The 18,538-nt window shown below is 44.7% G+C and carries 18 protein-coding genes; 6 read left to right on the forward strand and 12 right to left on the reverse strand.

Features of this window, described 5'->3' with window-relative positions; translation table 11 throughout:
- Position 1: 1 nt before the first annotated feature.
- From AC1XUF_RS02260 to apaG, 8 genes are all read right to left on the reverse strand, one after another.
- Positions 2 to 790 carry an MlaE family ABC transporter permease gene (locus AC1XUF_RS02260; RefSeq protein WP_483340023.1) on the reverse strand — a complete coding sequence of 263 codons (789 nt, stop codon included), beginning with the start codon at positions 788 to 790 and terminating at the stop codon, positions 2 to 4.
- Positions 791 to 831: 41 nt separating this feature from the next.
- Positions 832 to 1,605, reverse strand: coding sequence for an EcsC family protein (locus AC1XUF_RS02265; RefSeq protein WP_483340024.1), 774 nt, complete (start codon positions 1,603 to 1,605; stop codon positions 832 to 834).
- A gap of 154 nt (positions 1,606 to 1,759) precedes the next feature.
- Entirely contained in the window at positions 1,760 to 3,763 is a 2,004-nt protein-coding gene (locus AC1XUF_RS02270; protein WP_483340025.1) for a T9SS type A sorting domain-containing protein, read from the reverse strand.
- 43 nt (positions 3,764 to 3,806) lie between these two features.
- Positions 3,807 to 4,799 carry a glycoside hydrolase family 43 protein gene (locus tag AC1XUF_RS02275; protein WP_483340026.1) on the reverse strand — a complete coding sequence of 331 codons (993 nt, stop codon included), beginning with the start codon at positions 4,797 to 4,799 and terminating at the stop codon, positions 3,807 to 3,809.
- Between the two features lie 57 nt (positions 4,800 to 4,856).
- Entirely contained in the window at positions 4,857 to 5,999 is a 1,143-nt protein-coding gene (locus tag AC1XUF_RS02280) for a hypothetical protein (protein ID WP_483340027.1), read from the reverse strand.
- The gene (locus tag AC1XUF_RS02285) at positions 5,996 to 6,964 is read right to left on the reverse strand and encodes a DUF2157 domain-containing protein (RefSeq protein WP_483340028.1); all 969 of its coding nucleotides are present in this window, start codon (positions 6,962 to 6,964) and stop codon (positions 5,996 to 5,998) included. The genes AC1XUF_RS02280 and AC1XUF_RS02285 overlap by 4 nt, the downstream gene beginning before the upstream one ends.
- A 110-nt stretch (positions 6,965 to 7,074) precedes the next feature.
- Positions 7,075 to 7,860: an O-methyltransferase gene (locus tag AC1XUF_RS02290; RefSeq protein WP_483340029.1), complete on the reverse strand. Its 786-nt coding sequence runs from the start codon at positions 7,858 to 7,860 to the stop codon at positions 7,075 to 7,077.
- Entirely contained in the window at positions 7,857 to 8,243 is a 387-nt protein-coding gene (gene apaG, locus AC1XUF_RS02295) for a Co2+/Mg2+ efflux protein ApaG (protein ID WP_483340030.1), read from the reverse strand. Before apaG ends, AC1XUF_RS02290 begins: the two co-directional genes overlap by 4 nt.
- A gap of 148 nt (positions 8,244 to 8,391) precedes the next feature.
- Here apaG and ung point away from each other — a divergent pair, with 148 nt between their 5' ends.
- Positions 8,392 to 9,057, forward strand: a complete 666-nt coding sequence (gene ung, locus AC1XUF_RS02300) for a uracil-DNA glycosylase (protein WP_483340031.1) — start codon at positions 8,392 to 8,394, stop codon at positions 9,055 to 9,057.
- 66 nt (positions 9,058 to 9,123) lie between these two features.
- On the opposite strand, the gene AC1XUF_RS02305 is transcribed toward ung, so the two are convergent.
- Positions 9,124 to 9,528 (reverse strand): Dabb family protein, encoded by a 405-nt coding sequence (locus AC1XUF_RS02305; RefSeq protein ID WP_483340032.1) that lies wholly within the window; start codon positions 9,526 to 9,528, stop codon positions 9,124 to 9,126.
- 508 nt (positions 9,529 to 10,036) lie between these two features.
- Between AC1XUF_RS02305 and AC1XUF_RS02310 the strand changes: the two genes are divergently transcribed.
- Positions 10,037 to 10,909 (forward strand): zinc dependent phospholipase C family protein, encoded by an 873-nt coding sequence (locus AC1XUF_RS02310; protein WP_483340033.1) that lies wholly within the window; start codon positions 10,037 to 10,039, stop codon positions 10,907 to 10,909.
- Positions 10,910 to 10,920: 11 nt separating this feature from the next.
- Here the strand turns inward: AC1XUF_RS02310 and AC1XUF_RS02315 are convergent, their stop codons facing one another.
- The 3 genes from AC1XUF_RS02315 to ald all read right to left on the reverse strand — a co-directional run bounded on the left by AC1XUF_RS02315 (position 10,921) and on the right by ald (position 14,847).
- Positions 10,921 to 11,442 carry a DinB family protein gene (locus tag AC1XUF_RS02315; RefSeq protein ID WP_483340034.1) on the reverse strand — a complete coding sequence of 174 codons (522 nt, stop codon included), beginning with the start codon at positions 11,440 to 11,442 and terminating at the stop codon, positions 10,921 to 10,923.
- Between the two features lie 65 nt (positions 11,443 to 11,507).
- A complete protein-coding gene (locus AC1XUF_RS02320) occupies positions 11,508 to 13,295 on the reverse strand; it encodes a DEAD/DEAH box helicase (protein WP_483340035.1) in 1,788 nt (595 codons plus the stop codon).
- Between the two features lie 439 nt (positions 13,296 to 13,734).
- A complete protein-coding gene (gene ald, locus AC1XUF_RS02325) occupies positions 13,735 to 14,847 on the reverse strand; it encodes an alanine dehydrogenase (RefSeq protein WP_483340036.1) in 1,113 nt (370 codons plus the stop codon).
- A gap of 172 nt (positions 14,848 to 15,019) precedes the next feature.
- Between ald and AC1XUF_RS02330 the strand changes: the two genes are divergently transcribed.
- The 4 genes from AC1XUF_RS02330 to AC1XUF_RS02345 all read left to right on the forward strand — a co-directional run bounded on the left by AC1XUF_RS02330 (position 15,020) and on the right by AC1XUF_RS02345 (position 18,496).
- Complete coding sequence (locus AC1XUF_RS02330) at positions 15,020 to 15,481, forward strand: Lrp/AsnC family transcriptional regulator (RefSeq protein ID WP_483340037.1); 462 nt, start codon at positions 15,020 to 15,022, stop codon at positions 15,479 to 15,481.
- An 83-nt stretch (positions 15,482 to 15,564) separates the two neighbouring features.
- Entirely contained in the window at positions 15,565 to 16,587 is a 1,023-nt protein-coding gene (locus tag AC1XUF_RS02335) for an SPASM domain-containing protein (protein ID WP_483340038.1), read from the forward strand.
- 164 nt (positions 16,588 to 16,751) lie between these two features.
- Positions 16,752 to 17,549, forward strand: a complete 798-nt coding sequence (locus AC1XUF_RS02340) for a ParA family protein (RefSeq protein ID WP_483340039.1) — start codon at positions 16,752 to 16,754, stop codon at positions 17,547 to 17,549.
- A gap of 29 nt (positions 17,550 to 17,578) precedes the next feature.
- Positions 17,579 to 18,496 (forward strand): ParB/RepB/Spo0J family partition protein, encoded by a 918-nt coding sequence (locus AC1XUF_RS02345; protein WP_483340040.1) that lies wholly within the window; start codon positions 17,579 to 17,581, stop codon positions 18,494 to 18,496.
- Positions 18,497 to 18,538: the final 42 nt, after the last annotated feature.

The raw sequence follows: 18,538 nt of genomic DNA on the forward strand, positions 1-18,538 counted from the left end.
TCTATATTCTAAAATAATTGGATACCTGAACAATGATCACTTCTTCAATGAAAATGAGGAACATGGAAATAACGACCGCTGAATTTGCAGCCTTACCTACGCCCTCAGTACCCTTGTTGGCATTATATCCCTGGTAGCAGCCCACAATCCCGATCGTGAAACCGTATGCGACAGCCTTTGCAAGGGAAGTAAATATGTCCAGAAAAGTGATCTGTTCGAATGCATTCTCAAAAAACGCAATAAAGCTGGTTCCTTCGTTCAATGCGACGTTCAGGTATGCCCCCAAAAGGCCTACCAGCGTACAATAAAACATCAGGATCGGGATCGTTATTGTCGATGCCAGGACGCGGGTTACAACCAGGAATTTGAAAGGATTGACCGCAGAAACCTCCATGGCGTCTATTTGCTCGGTGACCCTCATCGACCCTAGTTCCGCGCCAATGCTTGAACCGATTTTACCAGCGCTGATCAGCGCGGTTACCAATGCAGCAAGTGCACGCACAATCGCAATGGCGACCAGTGAAGGAAGCCACGACACCGCCCCGAATTCAGCTAATGAAGGCCGCGACTGTTTTGTGAATACCATACCGGTGATAAACCCTGTCAAACTGATGAGAAGCAGCGACTTATTTCCAATCGCGTAGCATTGTTTCACTATTTCCTGGAATTCCATTCTTCCACGGAAAACCTCGCGGAAAAAACGTATAAAAAAAACATATCCGTTATAAATTGCCAGAAGGGCGGAATCTATTCCTTTGGTATAAACTTGTTCCTTTCTCTTAGCGCTCATTCAATTTTGGTGCAAAGTGGGTCCTCGATACTTTTCGATATTTAATAATTCAAAGGCAGGCTGGCCTGCGGTCTGATTTCCTGAAGCGTACGGTCTTCCAGCCAACGCATCCGGTATGCGTTCATCGCTGTTTTCCCGAGCTTGTCTAGCAGCCTGTAATTGACGATCAAGCCAACTGCCGCCCCGATGCCCGGAATGAGCTGGGCCATTTTTGCAAGGTCGATGTAATCCCGGTATTCCTGCTGGAACGATTTCCAGTCAAATTGGTGTATGTCGTCAGGCAGGCTGCTGCTTTTCACGTTCCAATTGCTCATTTGTTCAAAAACTTTCTGTCTTTGTTTTTGGCTTGAAAATGCGAGTTGGAAAATATGAAGGATGAAGAGCCTTTCTTTGTAGTCATTGATAGGTCGTCCATACAGTGCAGCAATCTCAAAAAGCAGCTTCAATTTGATCCCGATCAGTATGGGAAATTCTGCTAGAGCGAGTAAGAACCCCCCCGCGCCTGTTATTCCGCCCTCTGCGGCCCCTGCCTTTTTGTATACAGCAATCTTTTTTCCGACCAATGCTTCTATTTCTTCCAAACTTTCTTTTCGAGGCTGGCTGGGCGTCGTGAACTCCGCGCCTGTCAGTACCGCTCGGGTCATTTGCTTGATCGTCGTCGTGATTACCTGATGAACTTTGTCTGGAATGATGTCATTGATTTTATCCTGAACAGCCTTGGAAGTCCTATCCACCAGATTAGGCCGCTTCTGCATTTTTTGCTGCCACTTGAGCAAATCCTGCGTTACTTTTTCCTCATAAGTCGATAAATGCATGTCGGATCAGAATAAATTCAGATAGGGTAGAAACCGCGAATAAGTTAGTTCTGCCTTAGATTAGCAAAAATCATTCCAATGTGTTCATGACATGGCGCAACGCTGCACTCGCTATACAATTTCTTACGACGAAACGCTCATACCTATATGTAAATCAGCGGACGACTATTTTTTTGCTCCATTCTCGATCTCCCGATTTAAATTTGACAACGTGAAGCCCGGGCGCCAGTTCCGGCAGCATTATGGTTGTATTCCGATTGACTTGAACAGCGCGCTGGGACGTGTATTGCCCTTTGCTGTTTAAGACAGACACTACGCCTTTCATTGGCTCTGCAAAACGTACTTGAACGGGCTGATCTCTGGCAGCAGGGTTAGGGAAGACGGAAATTAAGGCATTTTTTTCTTTTTCAACACCCAGGACGACCGGGAATTCGTAATCAGCATAGGCATATTCGGCGGACTCGGAATTGGTACCAACGGCCTTTAACCGATATTGAATCGTTCCAGCAACCTGGTCCGGCTTGTCGACAAACTTTAATACCTGCCCCTTAACACTTGCGAGATGCACAAATGAGCCGCTTCCCGGTAGTTTCCTTTCCAGCACATATTCAATGGCGTCCGCGACGGCGTCCCAATTTAGAGCAACATTTTTGTCCACATCGTCTGTCACTGTCAGCAAAGGTGTTTTTAATCCAACAGAAAGCGGGACATTGTAAAAAGTGAATGCCCGCATTCCGAGCTTGTTCTTGATATAGGGACCTGTGAAAGGATAATAGGGTCCTCCCTGCTCCAGGTACATCGGCAGATAATCCAATGTTGTCGCCCTCTGAGGCCCGTTTAGTTCAAGTATAACCTTGTTGGCTTCGACCTTTCCAGAGACAATTCCGCCCTGATTTCCACCCAGGTAAAAAAAATCTTTGATATCCAGCGTCACGTTAGCATTGGGCTTGTAAGGTTCTGGATATACTAATTCTTGTCCTTCGTCAAATACGAGTGTGAGCTGCTTTCTGTCGCTATTGGTGTAGAATGCCTTTTTCAGGGAAGGGGAATTGATGTTCAGGGTATCTTTCAGCCCGTAAAAATCCCTCTCTATCAAGCGGGAAACTTCCTGGCCGCTTTGCACATTGCCTGAATGTCCGTAATGCAGCCCGTCGAATTCCGTTGTTCCGACCGTGGCCAGCGATCGTATATCCGGGTAAATCTCCGGAAGACGCCTCTGATAATCCCTCAGAACGGCCCCTACTGACGATGGGTAGTAAATAATGTCGATCTGGAACACATAAAATTTCTGAAGGTTTGGAAGGTCGGCTTTCAGGTAATTCCTCAGCCTATCAAAATTCTCCTCCCAGTTAAACCCCTCGTTGTATGCCTCAGTTTCTCCCTGCCGAAAAATATAAGCCTTCACCGAATTCACCAGACCGGCTTTCTGGATCCGGTAGAGCATTCTTCCATAGCCGGTATTGAAGTCTGTCGGGTTGCTTTCTGTTCTTATGGCATGGCTATAGGCGGAGGACCAGTGAAACCCGGCATTGATGAGACAATTAGGGATCCCTGACACCTGCATCAATTGTTTTTGAATTTCAAAACCCATGGTTCCAACACCGGTCTCGTAGGAGTTCATATTGGAAAATGCCCATAAGGTATCCGCGGCATTGTACGTATCTGTGTTCAGGTTCTGGGTGATTTTGCCAAAAGTCCGGCAAAAACGATTGGTATCCGCCTCCGTAAAGAAACCCGTCGAATTGGACTGGCCTGAAAGGATGTAGACGTCCCCGCTCACAATTTGCTGCCGGGTTACTACCAGAACAGAATCGGCATCCTTGCACGCGTAAACTTTGAATTCGTACCCCGCCAGTTCGGCTTTTATTTTTGTCTCGCCCGAAAACACCCCGTTGCCATTATTCTGATATGTAATTGGAGCCCGGAAGTATTTGTAGGGGGCATTGTTGCGCGTAACCTGAACAGACATGTATTTCCAGCCAGCTACTTCTACTATCCCGGCGACGGGGACTACGCCTTCATTTGTAATGTTCCGTGGGTAGAGCTGATAATCCTGTGGAAGCTTACTAAAAACAACAGAATAAAACCGTTGGGCCGGGCTCACCGCAATGGTTAGCAGATAAACGCCGACGGCGATCATTGAATTTTTAAAAGTCATGTTGATATGTTGAGTAATCTGCCTGATTGATTAGTCAGAAGGTTTATTTCAAATGCACAGCCTTCACTCCCTCGCGTGTAATTTTTACAGGATTAATCGTCCCGTTTTGATCAAAGGTCATGACGTCGATACAAGTTTCACGGTGGTTTCCGTCCGTTTCAGTTAAAGGACGGCGGTGGTATACGATATACCACTCGTCTTTTCCGGGAACCTGAATTACTGAATGATGGCCTGCGCCCGTAGCAACTTTGGGATCTTGCTGAAGAATTTTCCCGACGCGTTTGAAGGGCCCGAAAGGTGAATCGGCTATGGCGTAGGCAACGGAATAATTGGGCCCTGTCCAGCCGCCTTCGGACCACATAAAATAATACTTACCATTGCGGATAAACATAAAGGGCCCTTCTACGTAACCCTCGGGGGTTATTTCATGAAATGTTTTGCCATCTTCAAACGGGATAAAGCCGGTAAAGTCCGGCTTGAGTTTTGCGACATTGCAATGCTTCCAACCTCCGTAAAAGAGATAATGCTGGCCGTCTTTGTCCTTAAAAACAAACTGGTCGATTGGTTGGGCCCCATTGTAGAATTTGTCGATCAACGGTTTGCCCAGATAGTCTTTGAAAGGCCCCGCAGGATTGTCGGCTACGGCAATACCAATACCGCCGTACTCATTGTCACTTTGTATGTCGTTTGCGCCAAAGAAGAAGTAATATTTTTTGTCTTTTTCGATGATCGAGGGTGCCCACATGGCACGTTTTGCCCATTTAATGGCCGAAGAATCAAGGACATTACTGTGTTTCTGCCAGGTAATGAGGTCTTTTGATGAAAAAGCATCAAAATGGACCTGCTCGTTATAAGGTGCGGAAAAAGTAGGGTAAATCCAGAAGGTTTTGTTGAAAATAATCCCCTCTGGATCTGCATACCAGCCTGGAAAAACAGGGTTCTTTGATGTTTTTCCGGCGATTCTGTCGTCGGACTCTTGCGATTGGGAGGCGAAACTATATAAGCAAGGAAGTAACAGCAGGACAAGTCTTTTCATATGGAAATTTGAGCGTAGTTAAGTAACCTGGGTAAAGTTCTTAATTTTTTGCTCAAATTAATATACTTCGCCGGCACCGCCTCCGCCAAAATTACCTCCTCCAAACTCCATTCCGTTTTCATGGGGTGTTTGCCCCAGATTTTGCGCCACCAATATGGCTTCCAGATTCCCTAGCTTACGACGCCCTTCCTGTTCGTCCGACAACCGGTGCTTGGGTGTGTGGAGGTATTTCATGACAAGCATGGCAACCGCGATCATGCCAGTTCCTGCTGCTATAAGTTCTTGTGCAGGAGTAAGTTGGCTAAAATAGTTGCGATAGGTGTAAATAGAAAAAGCGAACGTGATCAGTCCGATGATCAGTAAAATCCGGTCGTGTTTTTTCAGACTTATGAAAATGTATGAAATGGGGATAACAGTTGTAAAGAGATAAAATAACGGCGCAAAGGCGATCTGAGGAGCAACTGGAAAGTTCAGATCATTGAGCCTTGCGTTACTTTCTCTCACAATAAAATAATTACCTCCAAGGTAGCAAGTGATCAAGGCCAAAGCCTGAATCAGTTTTTTACAATCCTGATAGTAGACATCGTGGATTCTGACTGAACCGAAATAAATGATGGAGGATAGCATCATGACGAAAAACGGAAGCAGCGCTTTTCCAAGTGGAAATTTCATCATTAAGTCTGCCAACAATGTAAATAGGACAAGAAAGCAGGCCAGAGTGGTTAATAAGTCGGCATAACGCAAAGTAGCAATGGAAAATATTATCAGGGAGATGACGCAGTAAAACCATAGGTCGGCATTTTCAAAGAGTAGGAACACCGGTACCAGGGCCGCAGTAATCGCCGAATAGAGTAGGGCATTGTCGACTCCCGAGTGATAAAGTTTTCTGTTTTTGATCAGATATTCAAGAAAAAACAGAAAAAAGCCGCTTGCTATCAGGCTCATAAAGGAAAATGCGTCGTCCCCATCCGCATTCGCGAAGAAAATGGCCAGAAAGCCGACGAAAAAGGAACAGGCAATTACGCCAAAAATGAATAGCCCGATCTTTACAAAAATTCCTGGGTGATAAAATTCTTCTGGAAATAAGTCTTTTACCTGGCTTTCCTGCTCAGCAGTCAGGAGATTTTTGGATGTCCACCGGGCAGCAGCCTGCTTGATGTACAGATTTTCAACCCATCTCAAATTGTAAGCCTTTTTCATTTTTTGATCCCCAGGAAAACTTTAAATTTTAATAAGAAAATAATCACTCCGGCGCTGGAAAGCATAAAATAAATTGAGCCCAGTGCCAAAGCGGCGTCGCTTCCAATCGTACTGAATATGGAGTAGGTGATGATAATGTATCCATAGACAACTCCCATCAGCAGAAAAATCAGCGACTGGGCGAATCTTGAACGTAGAATAAAGAAGACGGATAATGACATTCCTACAAAGAAATACAGGATTTTGAACGAATGCGCAAACAACCCAACAAGACTTCCGACCGATGCAAGTTGCCCACCCATGAAAATGTATGTGAAGGAAAAATGTGGTTTCAACTCTTTTTCCTGTGAAACCCAGCCTGCAACCACGAGGATAACGCCAAGCACAATTGCAGAAACAAGCAGTTTCTCATCAGTAAAATCATTTTCTGAAAGAATAGAAAGTGGGGCTATTGTGAGGCCGAGCCATGAAGCCATGCCTGTCACCCCCATAGAAAGGATCCCCTTGTGATCAAAACGATAGGCGGAGATCAAGAACACAACAGTCGGGATAAGCACCGCAATCCCGTAGCGCGTGCCGAAAAACTTATATTGATATTGCAGATATCCTTCCAACGCCAGAAATGTGGTACAACCTAATAAGAGTGCGTAGTCGGCAAACTTATCTGGATTCTCCCCTTCCAGCCATTGGAAGGGGAGACTATGTTTAAAAGTGTATAAGAAACATGCGATGGTGAGACATGCGATGGCGGCGATGATGGCCTGATGGCCAATGGTATCTATATTTTCATAGATAATGATCCCAATGCCTGTGGTAAGCAAGGCAATTCCCAGATAAAGTATAGACCTTAGCTCCCAGTAAAGTGAAAATGGTTTCGATTTTTCGTAAGAGGAAATGATGGAGGATTGTTGGTCAGACAAGATTCCTTTTTCGGACAAAGACCTCAGGATGGCCTGGATATTCATGATAGATTAGAACGGGAGAGATCAATAAAGTTACAACTTTACCAAAAGAAAGTGCTAATCGGTAGACTCAGTTATCCAGCGGGAAAATATTATTATTTAATGGCAAATGGTTAGAACCGAAGTATAAAATCCTCTTTGACCTGTTCGGTTCTGAAGAAGACCAGGCCGACCCAAAACAAGTCAACCGTTAAAGTCACCCGCGGATGGACTTTGATATATTGCCAGGCCTGAGTCATTTCTTTCGACCAATAGATGTCGTCGAATATAAAAACAGAGTCGTTTTTAATGTGAGGTAGGCATTGCTCAAAATACCGAACAGTAGGTTCGAAACGATGATTTGCGTCGAAGTAAGCGAAGTCGATCGTAGCGTTTAATCCCCGCATGCTTTCTGGCAGCGTATTGTCAATATTGCCGACGATTACCTGAATATTTCTGGCGTTTTGCTCGGCAAAGTGCTGCTCGGCCTGCCTGGCGGTTTCGGGGCAACCTTCAAAGGTTAATACCTTCGCATCCGGCTTGGCCTTTGATAAATATAAGGTGGTCAACCCCAGCGAAGTACCTAGTTCGACGATGGTCTGGGGCTGGAACTTTCGGATTAGCCGATAGAAGAGTTTGCCGAATTTCTCGGGTTTCTCAGCATTTTTGGCGATCGTGCTGATCTTCCGCCGACTGGACTTGTTGATTCTGGAACCAGCTCCAAGGTCCAGGATTTCAATCTCTGCACTGGACTGCAGAAGTTCCTTGCGAAGAGACTTGATCTGATTATAGTCGGTATTGTCGTCTCTTTTTACAGCGATTACTTGAGTATATAGATCAAATAAGAATGGGGAATGAATGGAATGTTCGTTTCCGGAACGGAGGAGATACTTGAGATAGGCGGCAATCAAAATAATCAATTCAGACGGTAAGGTGCTACAAGAGAAAATGCCGGAATAATAACCCTGAACTGCCTTCCATCCAACACGCGTTCCATCAGATAAGTCCCGGCCATCTTGCCTAAATCAGTACGCAAATTACAGCCCGAAACATAATCATGGACGTCGCCAGGTTCCAGAATAGGCTGAAGGCCTACGATACCAGCACCTTCCACTTCCCTGACCGTGCCATTAGCATCATATATATGCCAATGCCTTCTCAACAGTTTGACAGTATGTTCACTATGATTTTCAATCAAGATCTTATAGGTAAAAACATAGTGGTCTTGACCAGGATTGGAATAGTCCGGTTGAAATTCCGTCAATACGGTGACTTTTACACCATCGGTCACTTTGGAAACCATAAGAATTGAGGGTGTTGGTGGGTTTGGGTATGGCCGCTGCTACTTTGTAAACTCGGTAACACTTCCTTTTAAACGAAAATAGTCATCAATCGGTGATAAAACCAAATCAAAATGACATAATTTGGTTTCATAAACTAAAACCTGGTATATGGATGTACGGATTGAGCAGTCATGGAAAGAGAAGTTGGCTGCCGAGTTTGAAAAAGATTACTTTGCGACACTTGTGTCATTTGTAAAAGAGGAATACGCGTCGAAGCAGATTTTCCCGCCCAAAAGGCAGATATTTAACGCGTTTGATTTTTGTAGCTTCCCGGATTGCAAAGTGGTTATTCTCGGTCAGGACCCCTATCACGGCCCGGGACAGGCCAATGGTCTTTGCTTTTCAGTCAATGATGGAGTGAGGATGCCTCCCTCGCTCATCAATATATTTAAGGAAATTCAGGAAGACCTGGGAAAACCATTTCCGAAAACAGGAAATCTTGAAAGATGGGCGAAACAGGGTGTACTGCTGCTGAATGCAACCTTGACGGTTCAGAGCGGTGCTGCAGGTTCACATCAGAACAAGGGCTGGGAAAGATTTACAGATGCGGTGATCAAGTGCGTGTCGGATAAAAAGGAACATGTCGTTTTTATGCTTTGGGGTAGGTATGCGCAGGATAAAGGCATGATCATCGACGCCAAGAGGCATGAAGTTCTCAAGGCTAAACATCCTTCTCCCATGTCTGCTAACAACGGCGGCTGGTTCGGGACACATCATTTCAGCAAGGCCAACAAATACCTCGAAAGCAAGGGCCTAGATCCGATCAATTGGTGAAACAAAAAAAGAGTCGGGATGCCCGACTCTTTTTAAAATTTTCACTCCTATTACTATTGTTTGATTTTATTTCTCAATGTCGGAATTCATTTCCAGCACCTTGTCCCAATGAGCCTCATTGACTTTGACAAATTCTTTACGATCTGCATTAGCAGCATATTTTTCTGCGGCTTCCTTGGTGCGGAAAGTAAGGTAGTGAACGACGTCAAACTCATTTTGATCCGGTTCTGACTCCTGTACATGCCCAGCTGAATAAGCAACTATGTCCTTCACGGCATTCTTCATCGAAGCAAAGTCGCGCATGTGTTTTTCTACTTCTTCAGGAGTAGTACCTGCCTTGAATTTGATGCAAACTATCCGTTGAATCTCGGCAGGCTTGTGAGGTACATATGCGCCATAGATGACAAGCATAAAAACGCAAAGCGCAAAAATCGGTACCAAATATCCCAGTGTTTTATTTCTCGTTTTCATTATTATAATTCGATAAAATACATTTTTAAAACTTCTTGTGACAAAGGTAAAACATTTGTCAATAATTGCATTATTTATATATAAAATATAACTAATTTCGTCAAATTGTGTCAATATGAAAGAAATAATAGGTTTTATTTAATTTGGCGGAATTTAATTCGGAAGCCCTGCCCAGGTGATAAAGTGTCTTTTATATAAAAAATAGGGTTTCGAAAGACGCTAACGTGCCGAAATTTTTGTCGGATTTGAAAAATTCAACTGATAGTTTTGGCAAAATCCGTTACTTTTTTTCCAAATGCCGTCATAGAAGGTATAGGCGTGAGAATTTGCCTTATCCAAATTTTGTATGGCATCCCGGAACCAACCTCCACGAAAAAAAAGATTAAAAAATCAATTTTTTCTAAGCTTTTGCTTGAATGTCAGCTGGATAGTTGGCCTGTTGGGCGCGTCCTCGGCACAATTACCTCATTGGGGGTTCTGGGCACACAAACGGATCAATCGGTTAGCAGTGTTTAGGTTACCTCCGGAAATGCAGATCTTCTACAAGCTCAATATTGATTACCTCACGGAAAACGCTGTCAATCCGGATAAGAGAAGATACTCGGTAGTCGGAGAGGCAGAAAGACATTTCATAGATCTGGATGTTTATGGAGACAGCGCCTTATCGATTTTGCCAAGATACTGGGAGAGGGCTGTTGCGAAAATGGGCGAGGATAGCTTGCGCAGGCACGGGATTGTCCCATGGCACATTCAGCTGTCTTGTTACCAGTTGACAGAAGCTTTCAAGGCCCTTGACAGGAAGCGGATCCTTCGTATTTCGGCCGATCTTGGTCACTACATTGCTGATGCGCACGTGCCACTGCACACAACCAGAAATTACAATGGGCAGTTAACCAATCAGGAAGGAATTCATGGTTTTTGGGAATCAAGATTACCGGAATTATTTGCAGAGGACTATGACCTCTGGATTGGCGCTGCCGTTTACAGGAATAAGATGCAGGACGATATCTGGAATGTTGTGGCAATCTCCCATCTGGCTTCTGACTCTGTGTTTCTTTTGGAAAAAGAGCTCACCAAAGAATTTAGGCCTGAAAAGAAGTATAGTTATGAATTGCGGAATAATATTTTAACAAGGACGTATTCGCGTGATTTTTCAGCCAGGTATCATCAATTGCTTGACCATCAGGTTGAAAGAAGAATGAAGGCGTCTGTGCAAATGGTGGGGGATATGTGGTATACCTGCTGGGTAAATGCCGGGCAGCCAGACCTTGGTAAACTCGTAGAGCCCGATGCTAACGAAGAATACAGAAAACAAGAGGTCCTCGAACGGCAAAGTTGGTTAATTCGTCTCCTGCGCGTAAGGCCCGAATCGGATGAATAGCAACAGGCGGGCTATTCCATACTTTGCATTAAGATTCTGGCTGTAACGAGTAGCTGACCAACATGACGTTGCGTGTGCTCTGCCGCGTGGAATAAGAGTCCTATGTGAGTGGACGGGATCATTGCACGGCCCACGTATCTTATTTCGGTGAGAGTAGCTTCATTAGTACCCTTTATTTGAGTGATCGCCACCTGAATTTGTGATTTTAACTGACCAAACAGGTAATGATAGGAACATTCGGGAAATGGGCTTGTTCCCTCAGCTTTCAGATATGCCAATTGTGTTTCGCTAAGGGATTCACCTCTAGCATAAGTGAGTAAACGATCCAAAACGCCAGTCAGGTGTTGGAGATGAAAGCCGACGGAGGCGACTCCAGCAGGTTTCTCCCAAAGATATTTTGTCGGGAACCCATAGTCAAACAGAGCCATTTCCTCTTCTGCCTGTAACAAGGCATGGGCGATCGGCTGCAATAAGGGCGGTATGCCTGCCAGGGGTCCGCGCAACCAGACCTCTGGTTTCTCCATATTTTTCATGTTGAAAAGTAATAAAAAAAGGGACCTTTTTACAAGTCCCTTTCTTAGGCAATTTTGCGCTACAATTATTTCGCAATATCAATCTGAACCGGCTTACCCTTGATGGTATTTCCGTCCATTGCACGCAATACGGCACGAGCGTCACGTTCCGGAACATCTACAAAAGTGAACTTGTCATAAATATCAATAGCTCCAATCGTTTTTCCAGGGATGTTAGCTTCGCCAGCAATTGCTCCAACAATGTCTTTAGGCATGATATGATCTTTACGCCCAAGACTTAGGAATAAACGGGTCATTCCAGCCTCCGGGATTGACGGGCGACGCTCTCCGTCACGAGTACCACCCTCGGTGCGTCTTGATTCCCCTCTTGCAGCGGGGGCATAACGGTCAGTTCCCCGACGGTCTCCTTCTCTGCGGTCACCACCTCTTTCAAACCTGCTGCTGCCACCTGGCGATCTGCGCTCAAATCTGTCACCACCTTCACGACGGCCACCGTCGCGGTCACTACGTCTTTCTTCCCACGCCAGATTGCCGTCTGAGTATTCATTTTTCTGAACACCCATAATCTGCTTGGCCATTGCGCCCACAATCTGCTCGGTTGAGAAGCCTGCGTGGTGCAACATTTCCAGCACGTCTATGTACAAATCCTGATCGTCAACATCTTTAATGGACGCAGAAATGTTTTCAACAAAACGGGCTTTCCGAACGCCAACGATATCTTCGTACGATGGAATAACCCCTTTCTCAATTTTTACCTTGGTATAGCCTTCAATCGATTTCAATCGGTATTTCTCATCACGGGCGACCAGCGAAAACGCTTTTCCGGACATACCTGCACGACCTGTACGGCCAATACGGTGTACGTAATATTCTTCGTCCAATGGAATATCGTAATTGATCACTCCATCAAGCCCGCTTACATCGATTCCGCGTGCCGCAACATCAGTAGCTACAAGAATCGTAGTGACACCAGCCTTAAACTTGCTCATAACGTTACTTCTCTGCTGCTGGCGTAAATCACCATGGATACCTTCGGAAGCGTAACCTCTCAATTGCAGGTCTTCGACGATCTCATCCACTTTTCTTTTCGTATTACAAAAAACCAGCAGCGATTTCAGGTGGTGCATATCGATCAGGCGCGTCATTACTTCAACTTTGGCCTGGGGTTTCACTTCGAAATATACCTGTTCGATATTTACATTGGTCAATTCATTGCGAACGACTTTAATAAGTACCGGATCTGTCTGGAAACGTTTGGTGATAGACATGATCGGCTTAGACATGGTCGCAGAAAACAGGATTGTCTGACGATCAGCGGGCATGTCTGCCAGAATGCTTTCAATGTCCTCACGGAATCCCATATCAAGCATTTCATCTGCTTCATCGAGGACCATCATACGAACTTCGTCAAATTTAAGCGTTCTGCGCTCCATATGGTCCATTACACGGCCTGGCGTTCCAACTACAATATGGACACCTTTTTTTAGTGAACGGATTTGACGGTCAATAGAATCGCCGCCGTAAATCGCTTCAATTCTAATCCCTCTCATGTATTTAGCAAGACGGCCTATTTCCTCGGAAACCTGTACTGCTAATTCACGAGTTGGGCAAAGTACAAGTGCTTGTACCGAATTACTGGAAAGGTCAATTTTTTCCAGTACAGGAATACCAAATGCTGCAGTTTTACCAGTTCCGGTTTGAGCCTGTCCTATTACGTCGGCCCCTTGCATAACTGCCGGGATTCCTTGTGCTTGTATCGGGGAGGGTTTTTCAAAACCCATTTCGGTTAAGGCTTTGAGGATGTTTTCGTTGAGACCAAGCTCTGCGAAAGTTTCGAAAGTTTCAGTTGTCATTATATTTATTTTTGTATTAATTCTTTGAAAAAACGCGGATGACTTATTCCTTTTTATTGACGTTCATTCCAGGCAAAGCTCAGAAATGATAAGCCAGAATTATGCTGATAGTCCCAATAGAACCGGGCTATGTAATCAGTAAAACGTGGAACAAACAAATTAGTTAAAAGGGGATTTCGCAAAGCCCGCCACAACCATCCGTGGGGCTCTGCATGCGGAAACGGGAAATCCAACCGGACGAAAAATGGCTGGTAGCTTATTCAAATAGCTGAACCGTATAAGAAGCAGAGAAGCGAACGGATGTTCGTTAAATTTTATGCAAAAGTAAGAATAAAGTTGAAATAAGCAACGCATTGATGAAAATAATTGTAATATTTCCAGAAAAGCAAAAAACCTGACAGGTATATCCCTGCCAGGCTCATTTATTAGGTTTGTTGATTCAGAATAATTCTTTTACATCGGTATAAGGCAGGTTCCAGGCATCTGAAACTCCCTTGAAAACGATTTTTCCATTTACTACATTCAATCCTTTGCGCAGTTCCTCGTTTTTCGAGCAAGCTTGTTTCCAGCCTTGATTCGCAAGCTGCAAGGCATAGGGCAGGGTGGCGTTGGTTAGGGCCAGCGTAGAGGTGTAAGGAACCGCTCCGGGCATATTGGCCACACAATAATGTACGACACCATCCACTTCATATATTGGGTCCTCATGCGTAGTTGCTTTGGAAGTTTCAAAACACCCTCCCTGGTCGATCGCTACATCCACCATCACTGTTCCAGGTTTCATTAACTTAAGCATATCACGCGTAATCAAAGAAGGTGCTTTCGCTCCAGGTATCAGTACACCACCAATGATCAGGTTTGCACTTTTTACCAGTTCGCGGATATTATATTCATTTGACATGACTGTGTCGACGTTGGCAGGCATAATGTCTTCCAGGTAACGCAGCCTCGCAAGGCTGATATCCACAATGGTTACGTTTGCACCAAGGCCAGAAGCCATTTTGGCCGATTGGGTTCCCACTATCCCGCCTCCCAGAACCAGGACATTCGCAGGCTTCACACCTGCTACTCCTCCCAGTAAAATTCCGAATCCACCCATGGGTTTTTCCAGATATTTTGCACCCTCCTGAACGGCCATCCTGCCTGCTACTTCGCTCATCGGGACGAGCAAAGGAAGAGTTCTGTCTGTTTTTTCAACGGTTTCGTAAGCTAGGCAGACCGCCTTGCGATCGATCATCGCATGCGTGAGGGGTTCTGATGAAGCGAAGTGGAAATAGGTAAATAGTAGTTGATCTTCTTTAATAAGCGGATATTCGCTTTCAATTGGTTCTTTCACTTTAATGATCATTTCAGCAATGCTATACACCTCTTCAATGCTAGCGAGGATGACCGCACCCGCTTCAGTGTATAGTTCGTCCGTAAAACCGCTTCCTTTGCCGGCTTCTGTCTGGATGTAGACGGTATGCCCTTGTTTACGGAATTCGGTCACGCCCGCAGGGGTTAAAGCAACGCGGTTTTCGTTATTCTTAATTTCTTTGGGGACGCCAATAACCATTGTGCTGAAATAAATAGTGTTGATAGTTTTAAACAGTACAAAACTACTTTCCCATGGAAAAAGATTCTATCCTTCACCTGTAAGACGGAAAAGAAAACTATTTTTGGGTTACCTGATAAGAAAAAATTCTGCCAGCTATTGGTAAAACGGACATTCGCAATAAAAAAAACTGATGCAGCCAGACCCTACCGACCGTAAAATCCTCGAACTCCTGCAACAGAATGCGCAGATGACGATTAAAGAGATTGCCAGTCGCATTAATTTGTCAGTTACCCCCGTGCATGAGAGAATCCGGAAGCTTGAAAAAGAGGGCTTTATCGATAAATATGTCTGTCTGCTGAACAGACGCAAGCTGGGAAAAACATTGCTTGTTTATTGCAACGTTACCCTGGATAAGCAGCGCAAGGAGAGCTTCGAAGATTTCAACCAGGCCATTGTGAAAATGACCGAAGTGCTGGAATGTTCTGTTGTTTCGGGCAATTTTGATTATATGCTAAAAGTTGTAGTTGAGGATGCGGAAGCTTACAACCAATTCTACCAGCATAAACTTTCTGCCCTAAAAAGTGTGTTACACATCAGCAGTTATTTCGTAATTTCCGAGATCAAGTACACCACTGGAATTGCTGTGGTTTGATTTGTGCCGTATCTTAAATCAAATCACTACCACTCATCATAGTAGGCTTATAGCTAGAAGCTGGCCGCTAAAAGCAACCGATCATGAATAAAAATTTAAAGGATGGCCTGAACCTGATGTCCAAAGTGACACCCAAAAGGGCCTGGAATGCCGTTCGGATACTGAGCAGTTATTTTTATTCGAAGGCAACAGGCAATCCGGTACACTGGGGAATGCCGATCGCCATTTCCTTCGAACCTACTACTTCCTGCAATCTCCGCTGTCCCGAATGTCCAAGCGGGCTGCGCTCTTTTACGAGGCCGACCGGCATGATGGAAGAGAAGCTTTACAAAAGGACTATTGACGAGTTAGCGGACACCCTGCTTTACCTCATCTTCTATTTTCAGGGCGAACCTTACCTGCACCCAAAGTTTTTCGAACTAGTGCAGTATGCGCACGATAAAGGAATTTATACCGCTACTTCCACAAATGCGCATTATCTGACAGACGAAAAAGCCAGAAAAACAGTCGAATCGGGTTTAGACAGGCTGATTATTTCCATTGACGGTACCACTCAGGATGTGTATCAGCAGTACCGGATCGGGGGAAACCTGGAAAAGGTATTGGAGGGGACCAGGAACATCATCAAATGGAAGAAAGAACTGAAATCCAGCACACCACATGTAATATTTCAGTTTTTGGTTGTAAAACCGAATGAGCATCAGATTGAAGATGTCAAGCTTCTGGCGGAGGAAATGGGAGTAGATGAGGTTGGCCTGAAGACTGCCCAGATATATGACTACGAGGAGGGTTCAGATTTAATCCCTACGATCGAAAAATATGCGAGGTACGAAAAGCAGGAAAATGGGCGCTATTCTATAAAAAATAAGTTTGTTGATCATTGCTGGAAAATGTGGCATTCCTGCGTAATCACCTGGGACGGTGCGGTTGTTCCCTGTTGTTTCGACAAGGATGCAGAGTATCAGTTGGGTGATATGAAAAGAGAGACTTTCCGTCAATTATGGAAGGGAAAAAAATACAAGGATTTTCGGGCTTCATTAATTAGGTCCCGGTCTGAAATTGAAATGTGCAAGAACTGTACCGAAGGCACACAGGTCTGGGCGTGAAACACCACGCAAATTTTGCCTAAAATTAATTTTAATTAAATAATAATATTAGGTAACTTATTGATATTTAATTAGTTGTTGGTTGAATTTAAAACTGCGTGGAACATTTTTTGGTGAATTGCCCCGAATAACAGAAATTTGACGTGGGTAACACAAATGAATACATGGGCAAAGTAATTGCTATTGCAAACCAAAAAGGAGGAGTAGGTAAGACCACCACTGCTATTAACCTGGCTGCCAGTTTGGCCGCACTTGAGTTCAGGACACTGATCATTGATGCTGATCCCCAGGCGAATTCTACTTCCGGTCTGGGCTTCAACCCGCAGGAGATGGAGAATAGCATTTATGAATGTATGGTGGAGCAGGCTAAAACGTCAGATATCATTCTGGAAACCGACTTTCCAAATCTTCATTTACTGCCGTCACATATTGACCTGGTTGGGGCAGAGATAGAGATGATTAATCTCAAAAACCGCGAACACAGGATGAAGGACGCCATTACGGAAATTCGTGACGACTATGACTTTATCATTATAGACTGCTCTCCGTCACTAGGTCTGATAACCATTAATAGTCTTACAGCCGCTGATTCCGTCATTATCCCGGTGCAATGCGAGTATTTTGCATTAGAGGGGCTGGGCAAGCTGCTGAATACCATCACTATTATTCAGTCCCGGCTAAATACGGCACTGATTATTGAAGGTATCCTGCTTACGATGTACGATTTACGCCTGCGCTTGTCAAACCAGGTTGTAACGGAGGTTACCAATCATTTCGAATCACTGGTTTTTAACACGATCATCCCACGCAATGTCCGTATCAGCGAGGCACCTAGTTTCGGCATTCCCGTCATGGCCCAGGATTCGGATAGTAAAGGTGCAGTTAGCTATCTAAATCTGGCAAGAGAAATTCTCAGTAAAAATGGTTTGCTATCATCGGACAAGCCGATGGGCGTGAACTGATCATAGTTGAATAGCACTAACTGACACAAATGGAGAATAGCAGTAAGACAAAAAAGATGACGGGGCTTGGCAGGGGATTGGGGGCGCTTCTGCAGGATTCGGAAAAGATAAATACGCCAAGGACTAATTCCCGCATGTCCGCTGCCGAGATCGTCGGTTCGATGAATGAGATCGAAGTGGACCAGATAGAGGCTAATCCATATCAGCCCAGAACAAAATTTGATCAGGAAGCTCTTCAGGAACTAGCGGATTCTATCCGCGTTCAGGGGATCATCCAGCCCATCACCGTTCGCCAGCTTTCTGAGAACTCCTTCCAGCTCATATCAGGGGAAAGACGCCTTCAGGCGTCCAGGTCAATCGGCATGACCAGCATTCCCGCTTATGTCAGGACAGCCAATGACCAGCAAATGCTGGAAATGGCGTTGATCGAAAACATTCAGCGCGAGAACCTCAATTCGATTGAAATTGCGTTGAGCTACCAGAGGCTCATATTGGAATGTAACCTAAAACAGGAAGAACTGGGTGTCCGGGTCGGAAAAAACCGCACTACCGTAAATAACTACATACGCCTATTGAAATTACCGCCGGTCATTCAGGCCGCGTTGCGTGATAATCAAATCAGTATGGGTCATGCAAGAGCAATCATTACTATCAACAGTGACCAGAGCCAGCTTACGATTTTTAATAAAATAATTGAGGAAGGATGGTCTGTGAGAAAGGTGGAGGACGAAGTAAGGAAGTTGGGCATGATGACCAATGTGTCCTTTCCCGCGAAAAAGCAGCCAACAATTAATCAGGAAATTAAGTCGTTACAATTCCAATTATCTTCTTTTTTCGGGGCAAAAGTCTCTGTCAAAAGCAACGAAGACCATAAGGGCGAGATTAAGATCCCTTTTACGTCCCAGGATGAGCTAAATAAGATATTGGAAACACTGAAATTCAAATAAGACTTGAAAAACTGGTTTTGGCTGGGAGTTACCTTGCTGTTT

This window comes from Dyadobacter sp. HNCC25DJ185 (assembly GCF_056895195.1).

Coding starts and splice junctions, on each gene's coding strand:
- AC1XUF_RS02260 (WP_483340023.1), bottom strand. CDS start 790: ATGAGCGCTAAGAGAAAGGAACAAGTTTATACCAAAGGAATAGATTCC.
- AC1XUF_RS02265 (WP_483340024.1), bottom strand. CDS start 1,605: ATGCATTTATCGACTTATGAGGAAAAAGTAACGCAGGATTTGCTCAAG.
- AC1XUF_RS02270 (WP_483340025.1), bottom strand. CDS start 3,763: ATGACTTTTAAAAATTCAATGATCGCCGTCGGCGTTTATCTGCTAACC.
- AC1XUF_RS02275 (WP_483340026.1), bottom strand. CDS start 4,799: ATGAAAAGACTTGTCCTGCTGTTACTTCCTTGCTTATATAGTTTCGCC.
- AC1XUF_RS02280 (WP_483340027.1), bottom strand. CDS start 5,999: ATGAAAAAGGCTTACAATTTGAGATGGGTTGAAAATCTGTACATCAAG.
- AC1XUF_RS02285 (WP_483340028.1), bottom strand. CDS start 6,964: ATGAATATCCAGGCCATCCTGAGGTCTTTGTCCGAAAAAGGAATCTTG.
- apaG (WP_483340030.1), bottom strand. CDS start 8,243: ATGGTTTCCAAAGTGACCGATGGTGTAAAAGTCACCGTATTGACGGAA.
- ung (WP_483340031.1), top strand. CDS start 8,392: ATGGATGTACGGATTGAGCAGTCATGGAAAGAGAAGTTGGCTGCCGAG.
- AC1XUF_RS02305 (WP_483340032.1), bottom strand. CDS start 9,528: ATGAAAACGAGAAATAAAACACTGGGATATTTGGTACCGATTTTTGCG.
- AC1XUF_RS02315 (WP_483340034.1), bottom strand. CDS start 11,442: ATGAAAAATATGGAGAAACCAGAGGTCTGGTTGCGCGGACCCCTGGCA.
- AC1XUF_RS02320 (WP_483340035.1), bottom strand. CDS start 13,295: ATGACAACTGAAACTTTCGAAACTTTCGCAGAGCTTGGTCTCAACGAA.
- ald (WP_483340036.1), bottom strand. CDS start 14,847: ATGGTTATTGGCGTCCCCAAAGAAATTAAGAATAACGAAAACCGCGTT.
- AC1XUF_RS02330 (WP_483340037.1), top strand. CDS start 15,020: ATGCAGCCAGACCCTACCGACCGTAAAATCCTCGAACTCCTGCAACAG.
- AC1XUF_RS02335 (WP_483340038.1), top strand. CDS start 15,565: ATGAATAAAAATTTAAAGGATGGCCTGAACCTGATGTCCAAAGTGACA.
- AC1XUF_RS02340 (WP_483340039.1), top strand. CDS start 16,752: ATGGGCAAAGTAATTGCTATTGCAAACCAAAAAGGAGGAGTAGGTAAG.
- AC1XUF_RS02345 (WP_483340040.1), top strand. CDS start 17,579: ATGGAGAATAGCAGTAAGACAAAAAAGATGACGGGGCTTGGCAGGGGA.